Here is a 17689-nt window from a genome sequence, read left to right as displayed (position 1 = left end):
GTATGCATCCCTCCCCCCGTTCGCGTTCCGTCTTCGGGTCCCGCGCAGCCGCTTCCTGGGGGATCATGGGGGCATGACCGAGGTGTCCTCCCTCACCGGGCGGCTGCTCGTCGCCACTCCGGCCCTCGCGGACCCGAACTTCGACCGCGCGGTCGTGCTCCTCCTCGATCACGACGAGGAGGGCTCCCTCGGCGTGATCCTGAACCGCCCCACCCCCGTGGAGGTCGAGGACATCCTGGAGCCCTGGGCGGACCTCGCGGGCGAGCCGGGGGTCGTCTTCCAGGGCGGGCCGGTCTCCATGGACTCCGCGCTGGGCGTCGGGGTGATCCCCGGACCCGCGGTCGAGGGGCCGCTGGGCTGGCGCCGTGTGCACGGCTCGATCGGCCTGGTCGACCTGGAGGCGCCTCCGGAACTGCTGGCGAAGGCGCTGGGCTCGCTGCGGATCTTCGCCGGGTACGCGGGCTGGGGACCCGGCCAGCTGGAGGACGAGCTGGCCGAGGGCGCGTGGTACGTCGTGGAGTCCGAGCCGGGTGACGTGTCGGCGCCGGATCCGGAGCGGCTGTGGCGGTCCGTGCTGCGCAGACAGCGCAGCGAGCTGGCGATGGTCGCCACGTACCCGGACGACCCGAGCCTCAATTGAGCACCACCCAGTACCCTGAATCCATGAGCACTCTTGAGCCCGAGCGCGGGGCAGGCACGGGAACCCTCGTCGAGCCGACGCCGCAGGTGTCGCACGGCGACGGCGACCATGAGCGCTTCGCCCATTACGTCCAGAAGGACAAGATCATGGCCAGCGCGCTCGACGGCACACCCGTCGTGGCGCTCTGCGGCAAGGTCTGGGTCCCGGGTCGCGACCCGAAGAAGTACCCCGTCTGCCCGATGTGCAAGGAGATCTACGACTCCCTGGGTCCGGGCGGCGGCGACAACGGCGGCAAGGGCGGCGGCAAGGGCAAGTAAGGCGCTTCCGGGCCGTTCGGTGCTGCGGCGCCGGACACGTCCGCACTGAGCCTTCCGTGTCTGCCCGCGCCGGGCCCCCGCGGCCCGGTGCCGGTTCTGTCCCTGCTCGAGACGATTCACAGGCGATGGGCCCCTGGGGGCGCGCGACGACGCGCGCCCCCAGGGGCCCTTTGCGTTGCACGGACTGCTTCCGGTGGTCACGAACTGGTTGAGACCTCTTGTCGGGGCGGTGAGGCGTTCCCTAGCCTCCTGTGTGTTGTGCAATACGAAACGCTCGTTGCGTATGTTGCAACGCCGAACGTGGGAGTTCCGCCGTATGAAGCTCTCCGCCAGAACCGGCGCCCTGGCCCTGCTGCTCGCCCTCGCCACCGCCTGCGTCCCCTCCACCAGTGACACCGATGCCTCCGGCAAGGACGGGAAGAGCGGCACCCTCCGGGTCTGGCTCTTCCAGGAAGTCGCCAACAAGCCCAAGGAGGAGGCCGTCGGGCGTGCCGTTGCCGCCTTCGAGAAGGCTCACGAGGGCGCCGACGTCGAGATCGAGTACATTCCCGTCGAGACCCGCGCCCAGCGGATCAAGGCGGCCTTCAACGACCCCGCCAGCGCCCCCGACGTCATCGAATACGGCAACACCGACACCGCCGGCTACGTCAAGGACGGCGGACTCGCCGACATCACCGAGGAGTTCGGCGCCTGGGACGAGGCCAGGGACACCGACCCCACGGCCAGGGGCTCAGTCACCGTCGACGGCAAGATCTACGGTGCTCCGCTCTTCGTCGGCGTACGCGCCCTCTACTACCGCACCGACGTCTTCGAGGAACTCGGCCTCGAACCGCCCACCACTCAGGCCGGACTCGTCTCCACCGCGAAGAAGATCCGCAAGGAGAAGCCGGAGCTGTACGGCCTCGCCGTCGGCGGCGCCTACACCTACGGAGCGATGCCCTTCATCTGGGCCCGGGGCGGCGACTTGGCCGAGCCCGACGGCGACTCGTACAAGGCGGTCATCGACAGCGCCGCCGCCCAGAAGGGCATCGAGACGTACACCTCCCTCTTCGGTGACGACAACTGCCCGGCGGCCAAGTGTGCGGAGATGGGCGGCAACGACACCGTGACCGCCTTCGCCTCGGGCAAGGCGGCCATGGCCATCGGCGGCGACTTCGGCCACGCGGCGGTCGAGGCCGGCGCGGTCAAGGGCAAGTATGCGGTCGTCCCCCTCCCGGGCGTCGAGGCCGGGGAGATCGCCCCCGCGTTCGCGGGCGGGAACAACCTCGGCGTCCTCAGAAGCACGACGCACCGCACCCTCGCCGTCGACCTGCTCAAGTCCCTGGCGGGCAAGGACACCCAGCGTGAACTCTTCGGCGCCATGGGCTTCCTGCCCACCTACACCGACGTGCGCGAGGAGGTCGCGAAGGAGGAACCCTTCGTGGAGCCGTTCGTGAAGACCCTCGCCGCCGGCACCAGGTTCGTCCCCGCCTCGCCCGCCTCGCCCGCCTGGTCTGCCATAGACGCGGGACTCGTTCTGCCCACGATGTTCCAGGAGATCGTCAGCGGCCGTAAGGACGTACCGGAAGCGGCCGGGGACGCGGCGGAGAAGATGGACGCGGCCTTCCGTGACGCGAGCTGAACCCGTGACGCGAGCCGAACCGATGACCGACGGCTCGTCGCCCGGCGGTCCCGCCCCGGCGGCCGGCGCCCCGGCCCTGCCCGCCGGGGCGCGGCCCTCAGTCGGCAGGGGGCGGGGCAGAGGCGCCGGCGGCGCCACGCCTTGGATTTGTCTCGCCCCCGCCCTCGTGGTGCTGGGCGGGCTGCTGGTCTACCCCGTCTACCAACTCGGCCTGATCTCCTTCCTGGAGTACACGCAGGCACAGGTCAGCGGCGGCGAGCCGACGACCTTCCAGGGGTTCGGCAACTACGCCGTGCTCTTCCGCGACGAGCAGTTCTGGCAGGTGCTGCTGGCGACCGTGCTGTTCGCGGCGGCGTGCGTGGTGTGCACCCTCGCGGTGGGATGCGCGCTCGCCGTCCTGCTGACCCGCATCCGGGCCCTGCCCCGAACGGCGCTGATGCTGGCCGCGCTGGGGGCCTGGGCGACCCCGGCCATCACCGGGTCCACCGTCTGGGTGTTCCTCTTCGACCCGGACTTCGGACCCGTCAACAAGGTGTTCGGGCTGGGGGACCACTCGTGGACCTACGGCCGCTACAGCGCCTTCGCCCTCGTCCTCCTCGAAGTCGTGCGGTGCTCGTTCCCGTTCGTGATGGTCACCGTCTACGCCGGCATCAAGGCCGTTCCCGGCGAAGTCCTGGAGGCCGCCGCCCTGGACGGCGCCTCCCACTGGCGGACCTGGCGCTCGGTCACGGCCCCGATGCTGCGGCCGGTCCTCGTCGTCGTGACCATCCAGTCGGTCATCTGGGACTTCAAGGTCTTCACCCAGATCTACGTCATGACGGGCGGCGGCGGTATCGCCGGCCAGAACCTCGTCCTCAACGTCTACGCGTACCAGAAGGCGTTCGCCTCCTCGCAGTACAGCCTCGGCTCCGCCATCGGCGTCGTCATGCTGCTGATCCTGCTCGCCGTGACCCTCGTGTACCTGCGTCTGCTGCGCCGCCAGGGAGAAGACCTGTGAACCCATTCGCCGCGCGTCCGGTCGTCCGCAGGCCCTGGCGGCTCGCGGCCGAGGTCTCGGCGCTGCTGATCGCCGCGGCCGTCGCCTTCCCGCTGTACTGGATGGTGCTCTCCGCGCTGAAACCGGCGGGCGAGATCCAGTCGACCGAGGCCCGCCCCTGGACCCTGAACCCTTCCCTCGACTCCTTCCGGCGGGTCTTCGAACAGCAGGAATTCGGCCGCTACTTCCTCAACAGCCTTTTCGTGGCGGGAGTCGTCGTCCTCGCCTCCGCGCTGATCGCCTTTCTCGCGGCGACCGCCGTGACCCGTTTCCGGTTCAGGTTCCGCACCACCCTGCTGGTGATGTTCCTCGTCGCGCAGATGGTGCCCGTCGAAGCGCTCACCATTCCGCTGTTCTTCCTCATGCGGGACTTCGGCCTGCTGAACACGCTGGGTTCGCTGATCCTGCCGCACATCGCCTTCTCGCTCCCCTTCGCGGTCTGGATGCTGCGCGGTTTCGTGAAAGCCGTCCCCGAGGCCCTCGAGGAGGCCGCGTACATCGACGGAGCGAGCCGCACCCGCTTCCTGTGGCAGATCCTGTTCCCGCTCGTCTTCCCCGGCCTCGTGGCGACGAGTGTCTTCTCCTTCATCTCCACCTGGAACGACTTCCTCTTCGCCAGGTCGTTCATCATCAGCGACATTTCGCAGTCGACGCTGCCGATGGCGCTGCTGGTCTTCTTCAAACCGGAGGAGAACGACTGGGGCGGCATCATGGCGGCGTCCACGGTGATGACGATTCCGGTCCTGGTCTTCTTCACGCTGGTGCAGCGCAGACTCGTCTCCGGTCTCGGCGGCGCGGTCAAGGACTGAGCGGTCGAGGACTGAGCGGTCGAGGACTGAGCGGCTGAGGGGGAGAGCCGGAGGGCTGAGCGGCTGAAGAACCGAGTGGCCGAAAGACCGAGTGGATGAAGGACCGAGGGAGGGCCATGAACGGCGAACACCTGATCCCGGCGCCCCGTTGCCTGCGCCGCCCCGCCGCGCCGCGCCGCCGGACCACGCTCGACGAGCGGACCGTGCTGGACGCGGGGCCCGGCACCGAGGGTGTGGCCCGGTGGCTGCGCACGGCCCTGGGCGCCGCGACGGGACTGTCACTGCCCCCCGGCACCGGGCCGACCGCCCTCGCGCTCCGCCTCGGCACGGGGGTGGGACGCGCCTTCGGCCCGGAGGGCTACCGGCTGACCACCGGGGGCTCCGCCGGCACGGGACCGCGTGTCCTCATCGAGGGAGGCGGCGCGGCAGGGGTCTTCTGGGGCGCCCAGACCCTGCGCCAGCTCCTCGGCCCCGCGGCCTTCCGCCGGGCCCCCGTCGTCCGGAACGGGGAATGGGACCTGCCGGTGCTCACCGTGGAGGACGGTCCCCGCTTCGCCTGGCGCGGCCTGATGCTCGACGTGGCGCGCCACTTCATGCCCAAGGACGGAGTGCTGCGCCAACTCGATCTGCTCGCCGCCCACAAACTCAACGTCTTCCACTTCCATCTGACCGACGACCAGGGGTGGCGCATCGAGATCGAGAGGTATCCGGAACTCACCCGGACCGGTGCCTGGCGGTCACGCACCAAATACGGGCACCGTGCCTCGCCGTTGTGGGACGAGAAACCCCACGGTGGCTACTACACGCAGGACGACATCCGCGAGATCGTCGCCTACGCCGCCGAACGGCATATCAGCGTCGTTCCCGAGATCGACATCCCCGGCCACTCGCAGGCCGCCATCGCCTCGTACCCCCGACTCGGCAACACCGACGTCATCGACACCACCGCCCTTTCCGTGTGGGACACCTGGGGCATCAATACGAACGTACTCGCGCCCACCGACAGCACCCTTCGCTTCTACGAGGGCGTACTCGAAGAGGTCCTCGAACTCTTCCCCGCCGACGCCGCCGCGTTCTCGTCCTTCGTGCACATCGGGGGCGACGAGTGCGTGAAGGACCAGTGGAAGGCGTCCCCCGCCGCGCAGGCGCGGATCGCCGAACTCGAACTGTCGGGCGAGGAGGAGCTGCAGAGCTGGTTCGTCCGCCACTTCGGCCGATGGCTCGCGGCACGCGGCCGGCGCCTCATCGGCTGGGACGAGATCCTCGAAGGCGGTCTCGCGGACGGCGCCGCGGTGTCCTCCTGGCGCGGCTGCGCGGGCGGTGTCGCCGCCGCGGAGGCCGGCCACGACGTCGTGATGTGCCCCGAGCAGCAGGTGTACCTGGACCACCGGCAGGCACCCGGCGAGGACGAGCCGATGCCGATCGGCTACGTCCGCACCCTGGAGGACGTCTACCGCTTCGAACCGGTGCCGCCCCGCCTGCGCGGCACCGCGGCGGCCCGGCACGTCCTGGGCACCCAGGCCAATGTGTGGACCGAGGTCATGGAGGACCAGGGCCGCGTCGACTACCAGGTGTTCCCGAGGCTCGCCGCCCTCGCGGAAGTCGCCTGGAGCCGGCTCCCCGAGCCGGCCGAGCGGGACTTCGCCGATTTCGAGGCGCGAATGGCCGGGGCGCACTACGCCCGTCTGGACGCGCTGGGTGTCGCCTACCGTCCGCCCGGCGGCCCGCTGCCGTGGCAGCGGAGGCCGGCTCCGGAAAATATGACCGGCAGCCTCGGACGCCCGATCGAAGGACCACCCCCGAACGTGTGAGACCCGCTCGGTACGCTGACGCCGCAGGGCATCCGGACGATGGCATACGAAACCGGACCATCACCCAGGTCGAGGACGAATCACTCCTAGTGGACCCTCGCGTCGGGCGGCTCGGAGAATGTGCCAGAGTTGCCACGTCCGGCCTGTGAGCACGTACCGTACGGCGGAACAGACGCGCACCGGCGCGTAGGAGACCCGTACGGCGGAAACTAGGCGCACCAGGCGGGACACCGGTCGGGAAGGGGCAGCTGGGTTGACCACGCACGCACCGCAGGCAGCGCAGTCCGTGATGCTGCCGGCCTCGCTCGACGAGGCCGTGGCGGCGCTCGCCGCCGTGCCCGCCGCCGTGCCCGTCGCCGGCGGTACCGACCTCATGGCGGGGGTCAATTCCGGTCAGTTGCGGCCCGCCGCCCTGGTGGGTCTCGGCCGGATCAACGAGATCCGCGGCTGGCAGTACCAGGACGGCCACGCCCTGCTCGGCGCCGGCCTCACCCACGCCCGCATGGGGCGTCCCGACTTCGCCGCGCTCATTCCGGCGCTCGCGGCCGCCGCGCGTGCCGCGGGCCCGCCGCAGATCCGCAACGCGGGAACCCTGGGCGGCAACATCGCCACAGCTGCCCCGACCGGTGACGCCCTGCCCGTTCTGGCCGCGCTGGAGGCCACGCTCGTCATCGCGGGCCCGGGCGGCCGCCGCCGCGAGATCCCGGTCTCCCACCTGCTGGCGGGCCGCGAGCTGCTGCACCCCGGCGAGCTGATCGCCTTCGTGCGCGTACCGCTGCTGCACGCGCCGCAGACCTTCCTCAAGGCCACCGGCCGCACCGGACCCGGCCGCGCCCTCGCCTCCGTGGCGCTCGTCCTCGACCCGGCGCGGCGCGGCGTGCGCATCGCCGTCGGGGCCGTGGCGCCGATGCCGCTGCGGCCCCTGGAGGCCGAGCGCTGGGTCGCCTCGCTGATCGACTGGGACGGCGAGCGAGCCCTGGCCCCCGAGGCGCTGGCGGCCTTCGGGGAGTACGTCGCGGCCGCCTGCATCCCGGACCCCGTACCGGGACCCGACGGCGAGGTGGCCGCGCTACCGCCCGTCGTACTGCACCTGCGGCGTACCGTGGCCGCGCTGGCGCGACGAGCACTGGGGAGGGCGCTCTCGTGAGCGACAACGAGCGTGAGTACGACCGCGACTACGAACGCGACTACGAGCGCCGGTACGACCGCGAGTACGACGGCGAGCAGCAGGGCGCGGGACCGGCGCCCGGCACCGGCTACCCGGGCGAGTACGGGCAGCAGTACGGCGAGTACGGCGGACAGTTCGGCTCCGGCTTCACCGGCGAACTCGGCGGCGAGTACGACGAGGGCGCCACGGCCTTCGTGAACCTGCCCGAGGGACTGCGCGACGGCACCTATCCCGGCCGCGAGCCGCTGGCCGCCCCCGGCAACGGCTACACGCCGCCGCCCATCGCCACCCCCGACCAGCAGCAGTGGGCGCAGGACGTGAACGACCTGCGGGACGCGCGCGAGGGCGACCCGCACGCGACCGGCCAGTGGAACATCCCGGAACAGAACCGTGGCGGCCCGGCCCAGGGCCACGCGCCCGGCCAGGCGGCCGACCTCACCGGACAGTGGACGATCCCCGTGGCCGACGGGGACCTGCCCGACGAGTCGGGCGAGTTCACCACCTCGGCGCTCGCCGCCGAATGGAACGGCTCGCTCCCGCCGACCCTGCCGGGCGGCGCGCCCGCGCCCTGGGCGACCGGACCCGCGCAGGGCACCGGGGCCGCGGACACCGGCGCGCAGGACCACTGGCCCGCACCGGCCTCGGGGACGCCCGCCGCGGGGACCCCGGCCGCCGGGAACCAGTTCTCCGGTGACCCCGGGAACCAGCCCTCCGGGAGCCGGGCGTCCGACTCCTGGCCCGCGACGCTTCCCGGCGGTGCCCAGGCGCCCTGGGCGGTGCCCGCCGACGTCGCGGAGGAGTACGCGACCCGGGACCCGCGGGAGCCGCAGCAGCCCGCGGAGCCCGCTCGGGGCCACGGAGCGGCGGACGGCAGGGACGCGGGGGGTGCGGGCGGCGCCGAGACCGCCGGGGTCACCCAGAACGACGGGGCGGCCCGGGACGGCGCCCCGGGGGCCGGGCAGCGGGACACGGACGCCCGGGCACAGCAAGGCCCCGCGGACGGCGAGGCGGGCGCCCAGGAGCCTCAGGAACCCCACCACGCCCACGCCCAGGACCCCCAGGACCCCCAGCAACCCCAGGACTCCCGGGACCGGGCGGAGGCGCCCGCGGAGGAAGCCGCCCCCGCCGGCAGGGACTCCGCCGTGCCGTCCGACGAGCACCCCCTCGCCTCCTACGTGCTGCGCGTCAACGGCGCCGACCGGCCCGTCGCCGACGCCTGGATCGGCGAGTCCCTGCTCTACGTCCTGCGCGAGCGCCTCGGCCTCGCCGGCGCCAAGGACGGCTGCTCGCAGGGCGAGTGCGGCGCCTGCGCCGTCCAGGTCGACGGCCGGCTGGTCGCCTCCTGCCTCGTCCCGGCCGCGACGGCGGCCGGCTCCGAGGTCCGCACCGTCGAGGGCCTCGCCGAGAACGGCAGCCCCAGCGACGTCCAGCGGGCCCTCGCCAGGTGCGGGGCCGTCCAGTGCGGCTTCTGCATCCCGGGCATGGCGATGACCGTCCACGACCTCCTCGAGGGCAACCACGCCCCCACCGAGCTCGAGGCCCGCCAGGCGCTGGCCGGCAACCTGTGCCGCTGCTCGGGCTACCGGGGAGTGCTCGAAGCCGTGCGCGAGGTCGTCGCCGAGCGCGAGGCACTCGCCGCCGAGGCCGACGAAGCGGCGGAAGCCGCGGAGGCGGCGGCGGAACCGCACGAGGCGGCCCGTATTCCGCACCAGGCGCCCCCGGGCGCGGGCGGGGTCCACCCCGCGCACCCCGACTACCAGCACCCGCACTACCCGCAGGACGGAGGCATGGCGTGAGCAGCGACCCGGGCCCCACGGCCACCGCGGCCCCCGCCCCCGAAGGCGGCACGGGAACCACCGGAGGACCGGACCCCGAGCCGCCCCCGCACGGCCTCGGTGTCTCCCTCCCGTCCGAGGACACCCGAGCCAAGACCGAAGGCGTCTTCCCGTACGCCGCCGATCTGTGGGCCGAGGGCCTGCTGTGGGCCTGCCTCCTGCGCTCCCCGCACGCCCGGGCCCGCATCCTCTCCGTCGACACCTCGGCCGCGGCCGCCATGCCCGGCGTCCGGGCCGTCGTCACCCACAAGGACGTCCCCGGCGACGCCGCCCACGGCCGGCGCGTGGCCGACCGCCCCGTGTTCGCGTCCACCGAGGTCCGCCACCACGGCGAGCCCATCGCCGCCGTGGCCGCCGACCACCCCGACACGGCCCGCATGGCCGCCGCCGCGATCGCGGTCGAGTACGAGGTCCTCGAGCCCGTCACGGACCCGGAGAAGGCATTCTCCGCGGAGGCGCTGCACCCCGACGGCAACCTGATCCGGCACATCCCGCTGCGCTACGGCGACCCGGACATCACCGGCGAGGTCATCGTCGAGGGCCTGTACCGCATCGGCCGCCAGGACCCCGCGCCCATCGGCGCCGAGGCCGGCCTCGCCGTCCCCAGACCCGACGGCGGCGTCGAGATCTACGTGGCCTCCACCGACCCGCACGCCGACCGCGACCTGGCCGCCGCCTGCTACGGGCTGGAACCCGAACGCGTGAAGGTCGTCGTCACCGGCGTCCCCGGCGCCACGGCCGACCGCGAGGACCCAGGCTTCCAGCTCCCGCTGGGCCTGCTCGCGCTCAAGACCGGATGCCCGGTGAAGCTGACGGCCACCCGCGAGGACTCCTTCCTCGGCCACGCCCATCGCCACCCGACCCTGCTGCGCTACCGCCACCACGCGGACGCCGACGGCCGGCTGGTCAAGGTCGAGGCGCAGGTCCTGCTGGACGCGGGCGCCTACGCCGACGCCTCCTCCGAGGCGCTGGCCGCCGCCGTGTCCTTCGCATGCGGTCCGTACGTCGTTCCGCACGCCTTCATCGAGGGCTGGGCGGTCCGCACCAACAACCCGCCCTCCGGCCATGTCCGCGGCGAAGGCGCCATGCAGGTGTGCGCCGCGTACGAGGGCCAGATGGACAAGCTCGCCGCCCGGCTCGGCATCGACCCGGCCGAGCTGCGGCTGCGCAACGTCATGGCCACCGGCGACCTGCTGCCCACCGGCCAGACGATGACCTGCCCGGCCCCGATCGCCGAACTCCTGCGCGCGGTGAAGGACCACCCGCTGCCCGCGCTCCCCGTGGACACCCCCGAGTCCGACTGGCTGCTGCCGGGCGGCCCCGAGGGCGCGGGCGAACCCGGAGCCGTACGCCGCGGTGTCGGCTACGCGCTCGGCATGGTCCACATGCTCGGGGCCGAGGGCACCGACGAGGTCTCCACCGCCACCGTCAAGATCCAGGGCGGGGTCGCCACCGTCATCTGCGCCGCCGTCGAGACCGGCCAGGGTTTCTCGACCCTCGCCCGGCAGATCGTCCAGGAGACCCTCGGCGTGGACGAGGTCCACGTCGCCCCCGTCGACACCGACCAGCCCCCGGCGGGCCCCGGTGCGCGCGGCCGGCACACCTGGGTCTCCGGCGGGGCCGTCGAACGCGCCGCGAAGATGGTGCGCACCCAGTTGCTCCAGCCCTTGGCGCACAAGTTCGGCATGTCCACCGAGCTGCTCCAGATCACCGACGGCAAGATCACGTCGTACGACGGTGTGCTCAGCACCACCGTCGCCGAGGCCCTCGACGGCAAGGAGCTCTGGGCCACCGCCCAGTGCCGTCCGCACCCGACGGAGCCGCTCGACGAGACCGGCCAGGGCGACGCGTTCGTCGGCATGGCCTTCTGCGCGATCCGCGCGGTAGTCGATGTCGACATCGAACTGGGCTCCGTCCGCGTGGTCGAGATGGCCGTCGCCCAGGACGTGGGCCGCGTCCTCAACCCGGCGCAGCTCGCCGCGCGCATCGAGGCCGGTGTCACCCAGGGAGTGGGGGCGGCCCTTACCGAGAACCTGCGCACCACCCGCGGCCTGGTCCGCCACCCCAACCTCACCGGCTACGCGCTCCCGACGGCCCTCGACGCCCCCGACATCCGTATCGTCAAACTCGTCGAGGAACGCGACGTGGTCGCCCCCTTCGGCGCCAAGTCCGTCTCCGCCGTTCCCGTCGTGACGTCCCCGGCGGCGATCGCCTCCGCCGTGCGCGCCGCCACGGGCCGCCCGGTCAACCGCCTCCCGATCCGCCCCCAGGCGGCCGTGGCGGTCCCGGGCACCTGACCGCTGCCGGCCGGGTGCCGACCGGCGACGGGTGACCGGCACCCGGCCGCTACCCGGCCGGCACGTGGCCTGCACCTGGCGGGTATCGAGCGGCGCCCGGGCGTGCGGGCGTTCTTCACGACCCGGGCCGGTACGCGCCTTGGCTAGAGTGATCCCCGTTGCTTCGGTGAACGGGGAGCGCACTGTGGTGTCGCGGCGCGGCCGGATGCCGCAGTCGGCCGTGGCCCGTTCGCGACCTGAACCTTTCGAACCGGGAACCGGGGGCAGGGCCGCATGGCGTTCGACGAGGAATGGACCGCGCTGCGAGCGGAAGCCGGGATGCGCCTCAACCAGGCCGAGGGCTCCGGAGGGGGCGGTGGCGGCGGAGGCGAGGACCTCGTCGTCAACCAGGACGACCTGGGCGCGGTCGGCAGTGAGGCGTACCAGCTCTACCAGGCGCTGACCCGGGACGGCGACCGCGCCAGGCCCAGCACCTTCGAGGCCGCGATCGCCCTGAACAACGGCAACTTCACCAGCGGGTCGGCGCTGTTGCGGACGCACGACCGCTGGAACAGCCAGATGCGCACCCTCCTCGACGCCTGCGCCCACATCTCGAACCACCTCGACTACACGAAGACCGTCCACCGCAAGGACGACCAGGAGATCGCCGCCACGATCAACGCCTCAAGGATCAGCGAATACTTCAAGTAGGCGGAGAGGGAAGCATGCTGAGTTTCGACGACGTCTACCACGCGCCCCTCGGCCCGCTGCGCACCGCCATCGGCGACTGGTCGAAGATGACCACGGACCTGGAACGCCTCGCGGGCACAGCCAGGGACGGCATGCTCGCGAAGTCGGAGAAGGCGGCCTGGAAGGGTGTCAATTCGGATGTGACGCGGCCGTTCATCCGGAAGACCGCCAAGGAGTTCGACGACGCCGCCAAGGAGGCCAAGGGCGTACGGCAGATCCTTGAGGACGGCCATCTGGCCTTCAAGAAGGCCCAGGACGACCTGCGGCGCATCGTCGAGGAGGACGCTCCCGCGCAGGGACTCAAGGTCGACGGCAAGGGCAGGGTGTCGGCCGTCGACCCGTTGGAGGACCACGCCACCGAGTACCGCAACGACCCGGACTACCCTGAGTTGCTGCGCAGGCAGAACAGTGCCATCGCCCGGCTCCAGCGCAGGATCGACCGAGTCGTCGAGGACTGCTCCGACGCCGACGACTCGCTCCGGCGCGCCCTGACGGCCAATGTGAAGGACGACCACGACTTCGGCGGCCCCAAGTACCGGACGCTGGACGAGGAGCAGGTCGACCGGGCGGCGAAGCTGGTGGACAAGGTCACCGGCCCGGGTGGCACCGCGCGGAACGTCGAGGAACTCCGGCAACTGGAAGAGCTCCTCGACGACAACAGGAGCGACCCCGAGTTCGCGACCGGCTTCTACCGCAGACTGGGCGCCGAGGGGGCCTTGGAGGCCTACACCAGGATGTCCCTGGATGCGACCGGCCTGGGGCCGATCGGCCAAGACCGGGCCGACATGGTCCGCAACATCCAGAAGGACATGGGGAACATGCTCGGCCTGGCGACCGACTCGTCCACTCCGGGGCATCTCGACAAGGCGTGGACCAACGACCTGCTGAAGGCCGGGCGCAAGCAGATCGACGTCTCCGACTTCGCGGGACTGGGCACCCAGGTCTACGGCTACCAGGCGCTCGGGGCCCTGCTGCGCGAAGGCGACTACGACAAGGAGTTCCTGACCTCGGTGGGCCGGGACATGGTCGCGATGGACCGCGAGAACCCGAAAGTCTGGGAACAGAACCTCCCCTTCAGCACCGGCATGGCGTTCAGCCAGGACGAGGGAGGAGGCAAGGGCTTCAACCCGCTCACCGGCCTGCTGGAGGCGCTGGCGGCGAATCCCGAGGCGTCCACGGCACTCTTCCACGAGTCGGTCCGCGAGGACAGCAACGGCGACGGCATCGTCACCGAGGACGACAGGAAGACCAAGGGGCCGTACGGGAAGGCCCAGGGCATGGTGGACTACTTCCTCGACAAGAAGCCGGAGTTCGACTGGTACGACACGAGCGGTACCAGTGAACCCGGCGTGGGCCAGAACGCGCTGGGCCGGGCTCTGGAGGCGGCGGTCACCCAGCGGGTTCCCGGCGACGACGGCGCCGAACCCGTCAAGCACACCCGGGCCATGGCCGACGTCATGGAGCGGGTGGTCGCGAAGATCGGCGAGAACCCGGAACTGGTCACCGCCAAACCCGGCGAGGACCCCGCTCCGCTGAGCGGCATCGCGCAGAACCTGGGCAACATGGCGGCCGAGTACATGCCCGACCTCCAGGCCACGGCGGAGAACGGGGCCCAGCAGGCCAAGTACTTCGGGGAACCGGCCAAGTTCGACAAGGGGGACATGACCGGCTTCCTCGGCGCCGTCGCCCAGGACCCCGGGGCGTACGGCGCGATCAAGAACGCGCAGCAGGCATACACCACGCTCCTCGTCTACGACGTGTTCACCAACCCCACGGACCACGGCGACCCGGGCGACGCGGTCCGCAACGCGGTGCACCCCGGCGGCGAGATCGCGGGCATCATGACCGAGGCCCGCGCCCAGGCCGTGCACGACACCCACGCCTACGAGGACGGCGAGTTCAACAAGGGCGTCGAGGAACAGGCCAAGTGGACCAACCGCGTCATCTCCCTCGCGGGTGCCAAATACCTGGAGATGGCTCCGATCGCGGGCGACGTGGTGGGCTGGCTCCAGGAGGACATCACGGCGTCGGTGGTGGAGAACGCTTCGAACGACTCGACGGACGAGGCGCGCCGCGAGGCAGGCGAGGGCTACCAGAAGTCGGAATTCGCTGCCCGGACATCCGCAGAGGCAGCCGTAGTCGCGGCCGCCAGGGGATCCGATTTGTCGGAGGCTGAAATCAGGGAGTACGCGGGTGCGGCCTCCACTCAGGCGGCGGCCGCTCACTCCATCGGTCGCGACTTCGTCGCAAGCACGAACTCGAAGGGAAACTAGTCGTGTTCTCCGCCTTTCGGTGCATCGCTGTCCCGGTGGTGATTCTGTCGTCTCTTGTCGGGGCGAGCGGATGTTCCATAGGGGAACATGATGATTCCGTTCCAGAACTGCCAGAGAAGGTGTGCTGGAATTCACTTTCTGGGGCGGAGGTGGCTCGCCTCCTGCCGGGTGGAGATGAATTGGAGATCGAGGAAAATCCTCCCTCTTTCCGTCTCGCTGGCGAGTGGGATTCCGCATTGTGCAACCTTTACATCGACGGTAACACCAAGCTTCTTGCCAACGCCAGAGTCGTGGTCGGTGATGTCGATTGGGAATCCTTTGAAAAGCCTGGCGGCACGTCTCCGCTTGATGCGGGAGATGAGGGGATTATCTGGAAGAGTGGAGCCGCTGCTTACTTTGCATGCGAGAGCCTTGTAACCGATGAGGCGGGTGACGGATCGGACTCCGAAGGTCTTCCGGTGCTAATCGACCTCAATATCACCTTCAATGCCGTGCCGGAAAAGGTAAATAATTCACGTGAGGTAATTTCCGGCGTGATGCGGGAGTTCGTGGATTTCGCGCGGGAAGAATTGCGGTGCGACGCGGGCTGACCTCGGGTCCTTCCTACTCGCCGTCGCGGTAAGGGCAGGACCCGAAGGTGCAAGGTGGTGCGGTGGACGTGGGGCGCACGCCGTGTGGTCGGAGCTCAGTCGTTCGCCTCGCCGCCACCGCCCCGCTGGGCATCACTGGTGATCACCTTTCCCGAGATCGCATCCACCGTTCCGCTGAAGCTGGTGTCGGAGTGCTTCCCGGTCACCAGCCAGCATGGGCGCCACTGGCCACTCACCTGCTGGGCAAGTAGCTCGGCCCCTGCTTTGTTCTCCAGGCCGGGTGCACCAAGCTTCACCTGCTTCAAGACCTCTTTGACGGCATCCGCTTTCGCGATACTGGGTGAAGTGACCGAGGGGTCCGGAATGTCAAGCATTATGAGTTGGGACACTCTCCCGGTTCGATCGACCTGGATATCAAGGCGCATGGGCATCAGCACGCCATTTGCATCTCGCCGACGCCAGCTGATCATCCATCCCAGTTCAGCCTCGGAACCTACCGCGCTCGCAGTAGTCTGCGCCTCTTTGATACCCCAGGCGGCATGCGACCGGGCATAGAGAGATGCGATCTTCTCGGCGTCATTAGCATTGGCAGGCACGGTGCTGTTGCCAGAGACAGGGAATCCGCTGGGTTGGCCGGTGTCTGACATGTCCAGGCTCGCAGTGAACTTGCGACGATCAGGCCAGCTCAGCTCCGCGAATCCTTCCTTGAAGGATGCCATAACAGTGCCCGCTCCAGATTGACCTGCCGCAAATTGCATATCAAGGATCTCGTAGTGGTCACCGAATGCATCTCGAACGGCTTCCTCTATTGCTGTCCTTTGCTGAGAGTCGGCCCGCCCGATCCCCACTGTGTGATCCACCTTCTCCGGAGTGATCAAAGTGATCCAGGCAACGGAAAGAAAGGCAAACGAGGCGACCGCGGCTATTCCGTTCCGTCGCTCGAGTGGATTCCAGAATTTTCGGCCGCGATCCTCGAAATGCACAATCAACCAGCCGCAGGTTACCCCGGCAGCAGTCCCAAGGAAATTCATTTCCAGGTCGCTTGTATCGCACCCGCGGCCGAGAAAGGTGAAAATTCCTTGAAATGTCTCAATGGTGGAAGTGAGGAGGAAGCCGCCAACTAGTGGGCCGACGGCCCTCCTGGTTGCCAATGTGGCCAGAAGGCCGACAGGGGCGAACATCCCGGCGTTGAGGATCCCCTGCTCAGTGGTCAGGGGCTCCAGCAAGTCCCGGTTGACCAGGCAAGACATAGGCTTTCCGGTGCCGGATCCAGTGGTCCACAGGGTAAGGCACGCGACAGCAGTCACAGCAGCTGTGAGCAACGCGTAAAGGCCGGGGCGGTCCGATCGTGTGGTTGCTATCCTGTAACCGAAGTACCCAATAGCGGCAGAAGCGATAGCGGCTAGGAATATGAATAGTTCATGGCCGCGAAATACAGCATATAGCAACTCGGCTACTTTCTGATTTTATGCTGACCGGGTGCCGGCCCTGTGCGGTGCTGGACCGGCACCCCAAGAACAAGGTACTAACACACGTCTGCGGCAGGCGTCTGGTAGGTCGTACCTCCTGAGTACAGAAGACCATTCACGGGAGAGCACGCGTTCGGTACGCTAGTCCACGTTTTTGAGTAGTAGTACCCGGCGCTCATGCTCTGGCTGCTTCCCCAAGTGTTGCTTCCCGAGCGAAGGTATCCCAGCTTGGCGGTGATGGTACTGCCGCCGGTCTTGTGGTACTTGGTCTCGACGGTTCGTCCTTCGTCTGCCAGCCAAATTCTAAGTATGCCATTGCTGAGTGTCGTGCACCGATGTCCGGGTGTGACGTAACCGTCGCGAGGACAACTTTCGGCTTGCACTGCCTGAGTAGAGGCGCCTTCGGCCGACGCGGTCGCCGCCCCGCCCATAATTGGGATCAGGGTAAGAGCGGTAGCGGTCGCGATTCCTGATGCAGATATCTTCATCGTTTTCTCCTTGAGGGGAACGAATGCGTAAAAGATCTTGGTTTGAATGTACAGAAAGAGTCAAGGTCGTACTTTGTGAGATGGATCACCTGAACGTCGCATTCCGGCCTTTGGTGCTCGGGTGGCATGTCGGCCTGATTGTGTTGGTGTGGCTGGTTGAGCCCGAAGGGGGTGTAATCCCGATCGGCTATCCATTGGCGGAAAATGGCCGGCCGATTCTTGACTGCGCTTCCTGCTGCCCGGCTCCGGTCAAGTAATCCAAGCTGTACGTCGGCGCCGGGACGTGGGCATCGGAGAATGGGCATTGCGCGCGTCTGCCTGATCACCAGCCTGGATTTTCAGCCACTGAGGCACTGAGGGCGCCATGCATCACGTGCGTGCCCGCACCTTCCGAGACTCCATGTGGTTCGTGTCCAGCTGCCACTGATGGCCACCCCGTGCACCGCACATGGCCACCGGGTTCCTCCGCGTGTCGGGCCGCGGCTCACGCTGTTGGAACCGGTAGCGGCGTGCGGCAGTCGGGGCAGCGGCCAGGGTCGGGGGCTCGGAAGGCGTGGTCGCAGGTTTCGCAGTTCTGGAGGGGGTGCCGGGCGGGTGCCGGTGGTG

General features: G+C 69.5%; 13 protein-coding genes. 12 read left to right on the top strand and 1 reads right to left on the bottom strand.

Annotation, left to right across the window (positions count from 1 at the left end; translation table 11 throughout):
• Positions 1-73 precede the first annotated feature (73 nt).
• From GUY61_RS19155 to GUY61_RS19100, 12 genes are all read left to right on the top strand, one after another.
• Positions 74-640, top strand: a complete 567-nt coding sequence (locus tag GUY61_RS19155; protein WP_166631422.1) for a YqgE/AlgH family protein — start codon at positions 74-76, stop codon at positions 638-640.
• Positions 641-663: 23 nt separating this feature from the next.
• Positions 664-957 carry a DUF3039 domain-containing protein gene (locus GUY61_RS19150; protein ID WP_166631421.1) on the top strand — a complete coding sequence of 98 codons (294 nt, stop codon included), beginning with the start codon at positions 664-666 and terminating at the stop codon, positions 955-957.
• A gap of 316 nt (positions 958-1273) precedes the next feature.
• A complete protein-coding gene (locus tag GUY61_RS19145; protein ID WP_166631420.1) occupies positions 1274-2578 on the top strand; it encodes an extracellular solute-binding protein in 1305 nt (434 codons plus the stop codon).
• Positions 2579-2600: 22 nt separating this feature from the next.
• The gene (locus GUY61_RS19140; RefSeq protein WP_243766578.1) at positions 2601-3575 is read left to right on the top strand and encodes a carbohydrate ABC transporter permease; all 975 of its coding nucleotides are present in this window, start codon (positions 2601-2603) and stop codon (positions 3573-3575) included.
• Positions 3572-4423, top strand: coding sequence for a carbohydrate ABC transporter permease (locus GUY61_RS19135; RefSeq protein ID WP_166631419.1), 852 nt, complete (start codon positions 3572-3574; stop codon positions 4421-4423). The genes GUY61_RS19140 and GUY61_RS19135 overlap by 4 nt, the downstream gene beginning before the upstream one ends.
• Before the next feature lie 116 nt (positions 4424-4539).
• Complete coding sequence (locus GUY61_RS19130) at positions 4540-6234, top strand: beta-N-acetylhexosaminidase (RefSeq protein ID WP_166631418.1); 1695 nt, start codon at positions 4540-4542, stop codon at positions 6232-6234.
• A gap of 253 nt (positions 6235-6487) precedes the next feature.
• Positions 6488-7381 (top strand): xanthine dehydrogenase family protein subunit M, encoded by an 894-nt coding sequence (locus GUY61_RS19125; protein WP_166631417.1) that lies wholly within the window; start codon positions 6488-6490, stop codon positions 7379-7381.
• Positions 7378-9198: a 2Fe-2S iron-sulfur cluster-binding protein gene (locus GUY61_RS19120; protein ID WP_166631416.1), complete on the top strand. Its 1821-nt coding sequence runs from the start codon at positions 7378-7380 to the stop codon at positions 9196-9198. The genes GUY61_RS19125 and GUY61_RS19120 overlap by 4 nt, the downstream gene beginning before the upstream one ends.
• A complete protein-coding gene (locus tag GUY61_RS19115; protein WP_166631415.1) occupies positions 9195-11534 on the top strand; it encodes a xanthine dehydrogenase family protein molybdopterin-binding subunit in 2340 nt (779 codons plus the stop codon). The genes GUY61_RS19120 and GUY61_RS19115 overlap by 4 nt, the downstream gene beginning before the upstream one ends.
• A gap of 273 nt (positions 11535-11807) precedes the next feature.
• The gene (locus tag GUY61_RS19110) at positions 11808-12224 is read left to right on the top strand and encodes a hypothetical protein (RefSeq protein WP_166631414.1); all 417 of its coding nucleotides are present in this window, start codon (positions 11808-11810) and stop codon (positions 12222-12224) included.
• Between the two features lie 14 nt (positions 12225-12238).
• Positions 12239-14536 (top strand): DUF6571 family protein, encoded by a 2298-nt coding sequence (locus GUY61_RS19105; protein WP_166631413.1) that lies wholly within the window; start codon positions 12239-12241, stop codon positions 14534-14536.
• A 35-nt stretch (positions 14537-14571) separates the two neighbouring features.
• The gene (locus GUY61_RS19100; RefSeq protein WP_166631412.1) at positions 14572-15126 is read left to right on the top strand and encodes a hypothetical protein; all 555 of its coding nucleotides are present in this window, start codon (positions 14572-14574) and stop codon (positions 15124-15126) included.
• 95 nt (positions 15127-15221) lie between these two features.
• Here GUY61_RS19100 and GUY61_RS19095 read toward each other — a convergent pair whose 3' ends face one another.
• Positions 15222-16352 carry a VanZ family protein gene (locus tag GUY61_RS19095; protein WP_166631411.1) on the bottom strand — a complete coding sequence of 377 codons (1131 nt, stop codon included), beginning with the start codon at positions 16350-16352 and terminating at the stop codon, positions 15222-15224.
• Positions 16353-17689 lie beyond the last annotated feature (1337 nt).

This window comes from Streptomyces sp. GC420, from assembly GCF_009916105.1.
Classification (GTDB): Bacteria; Actinomycetota; Actinomycetes; order Streptomycetales; family Streptomycetaceae; genus Streptomyces.
This window is presented reverse-complemented; position numbering and strand designations above follow the sequence as displayed.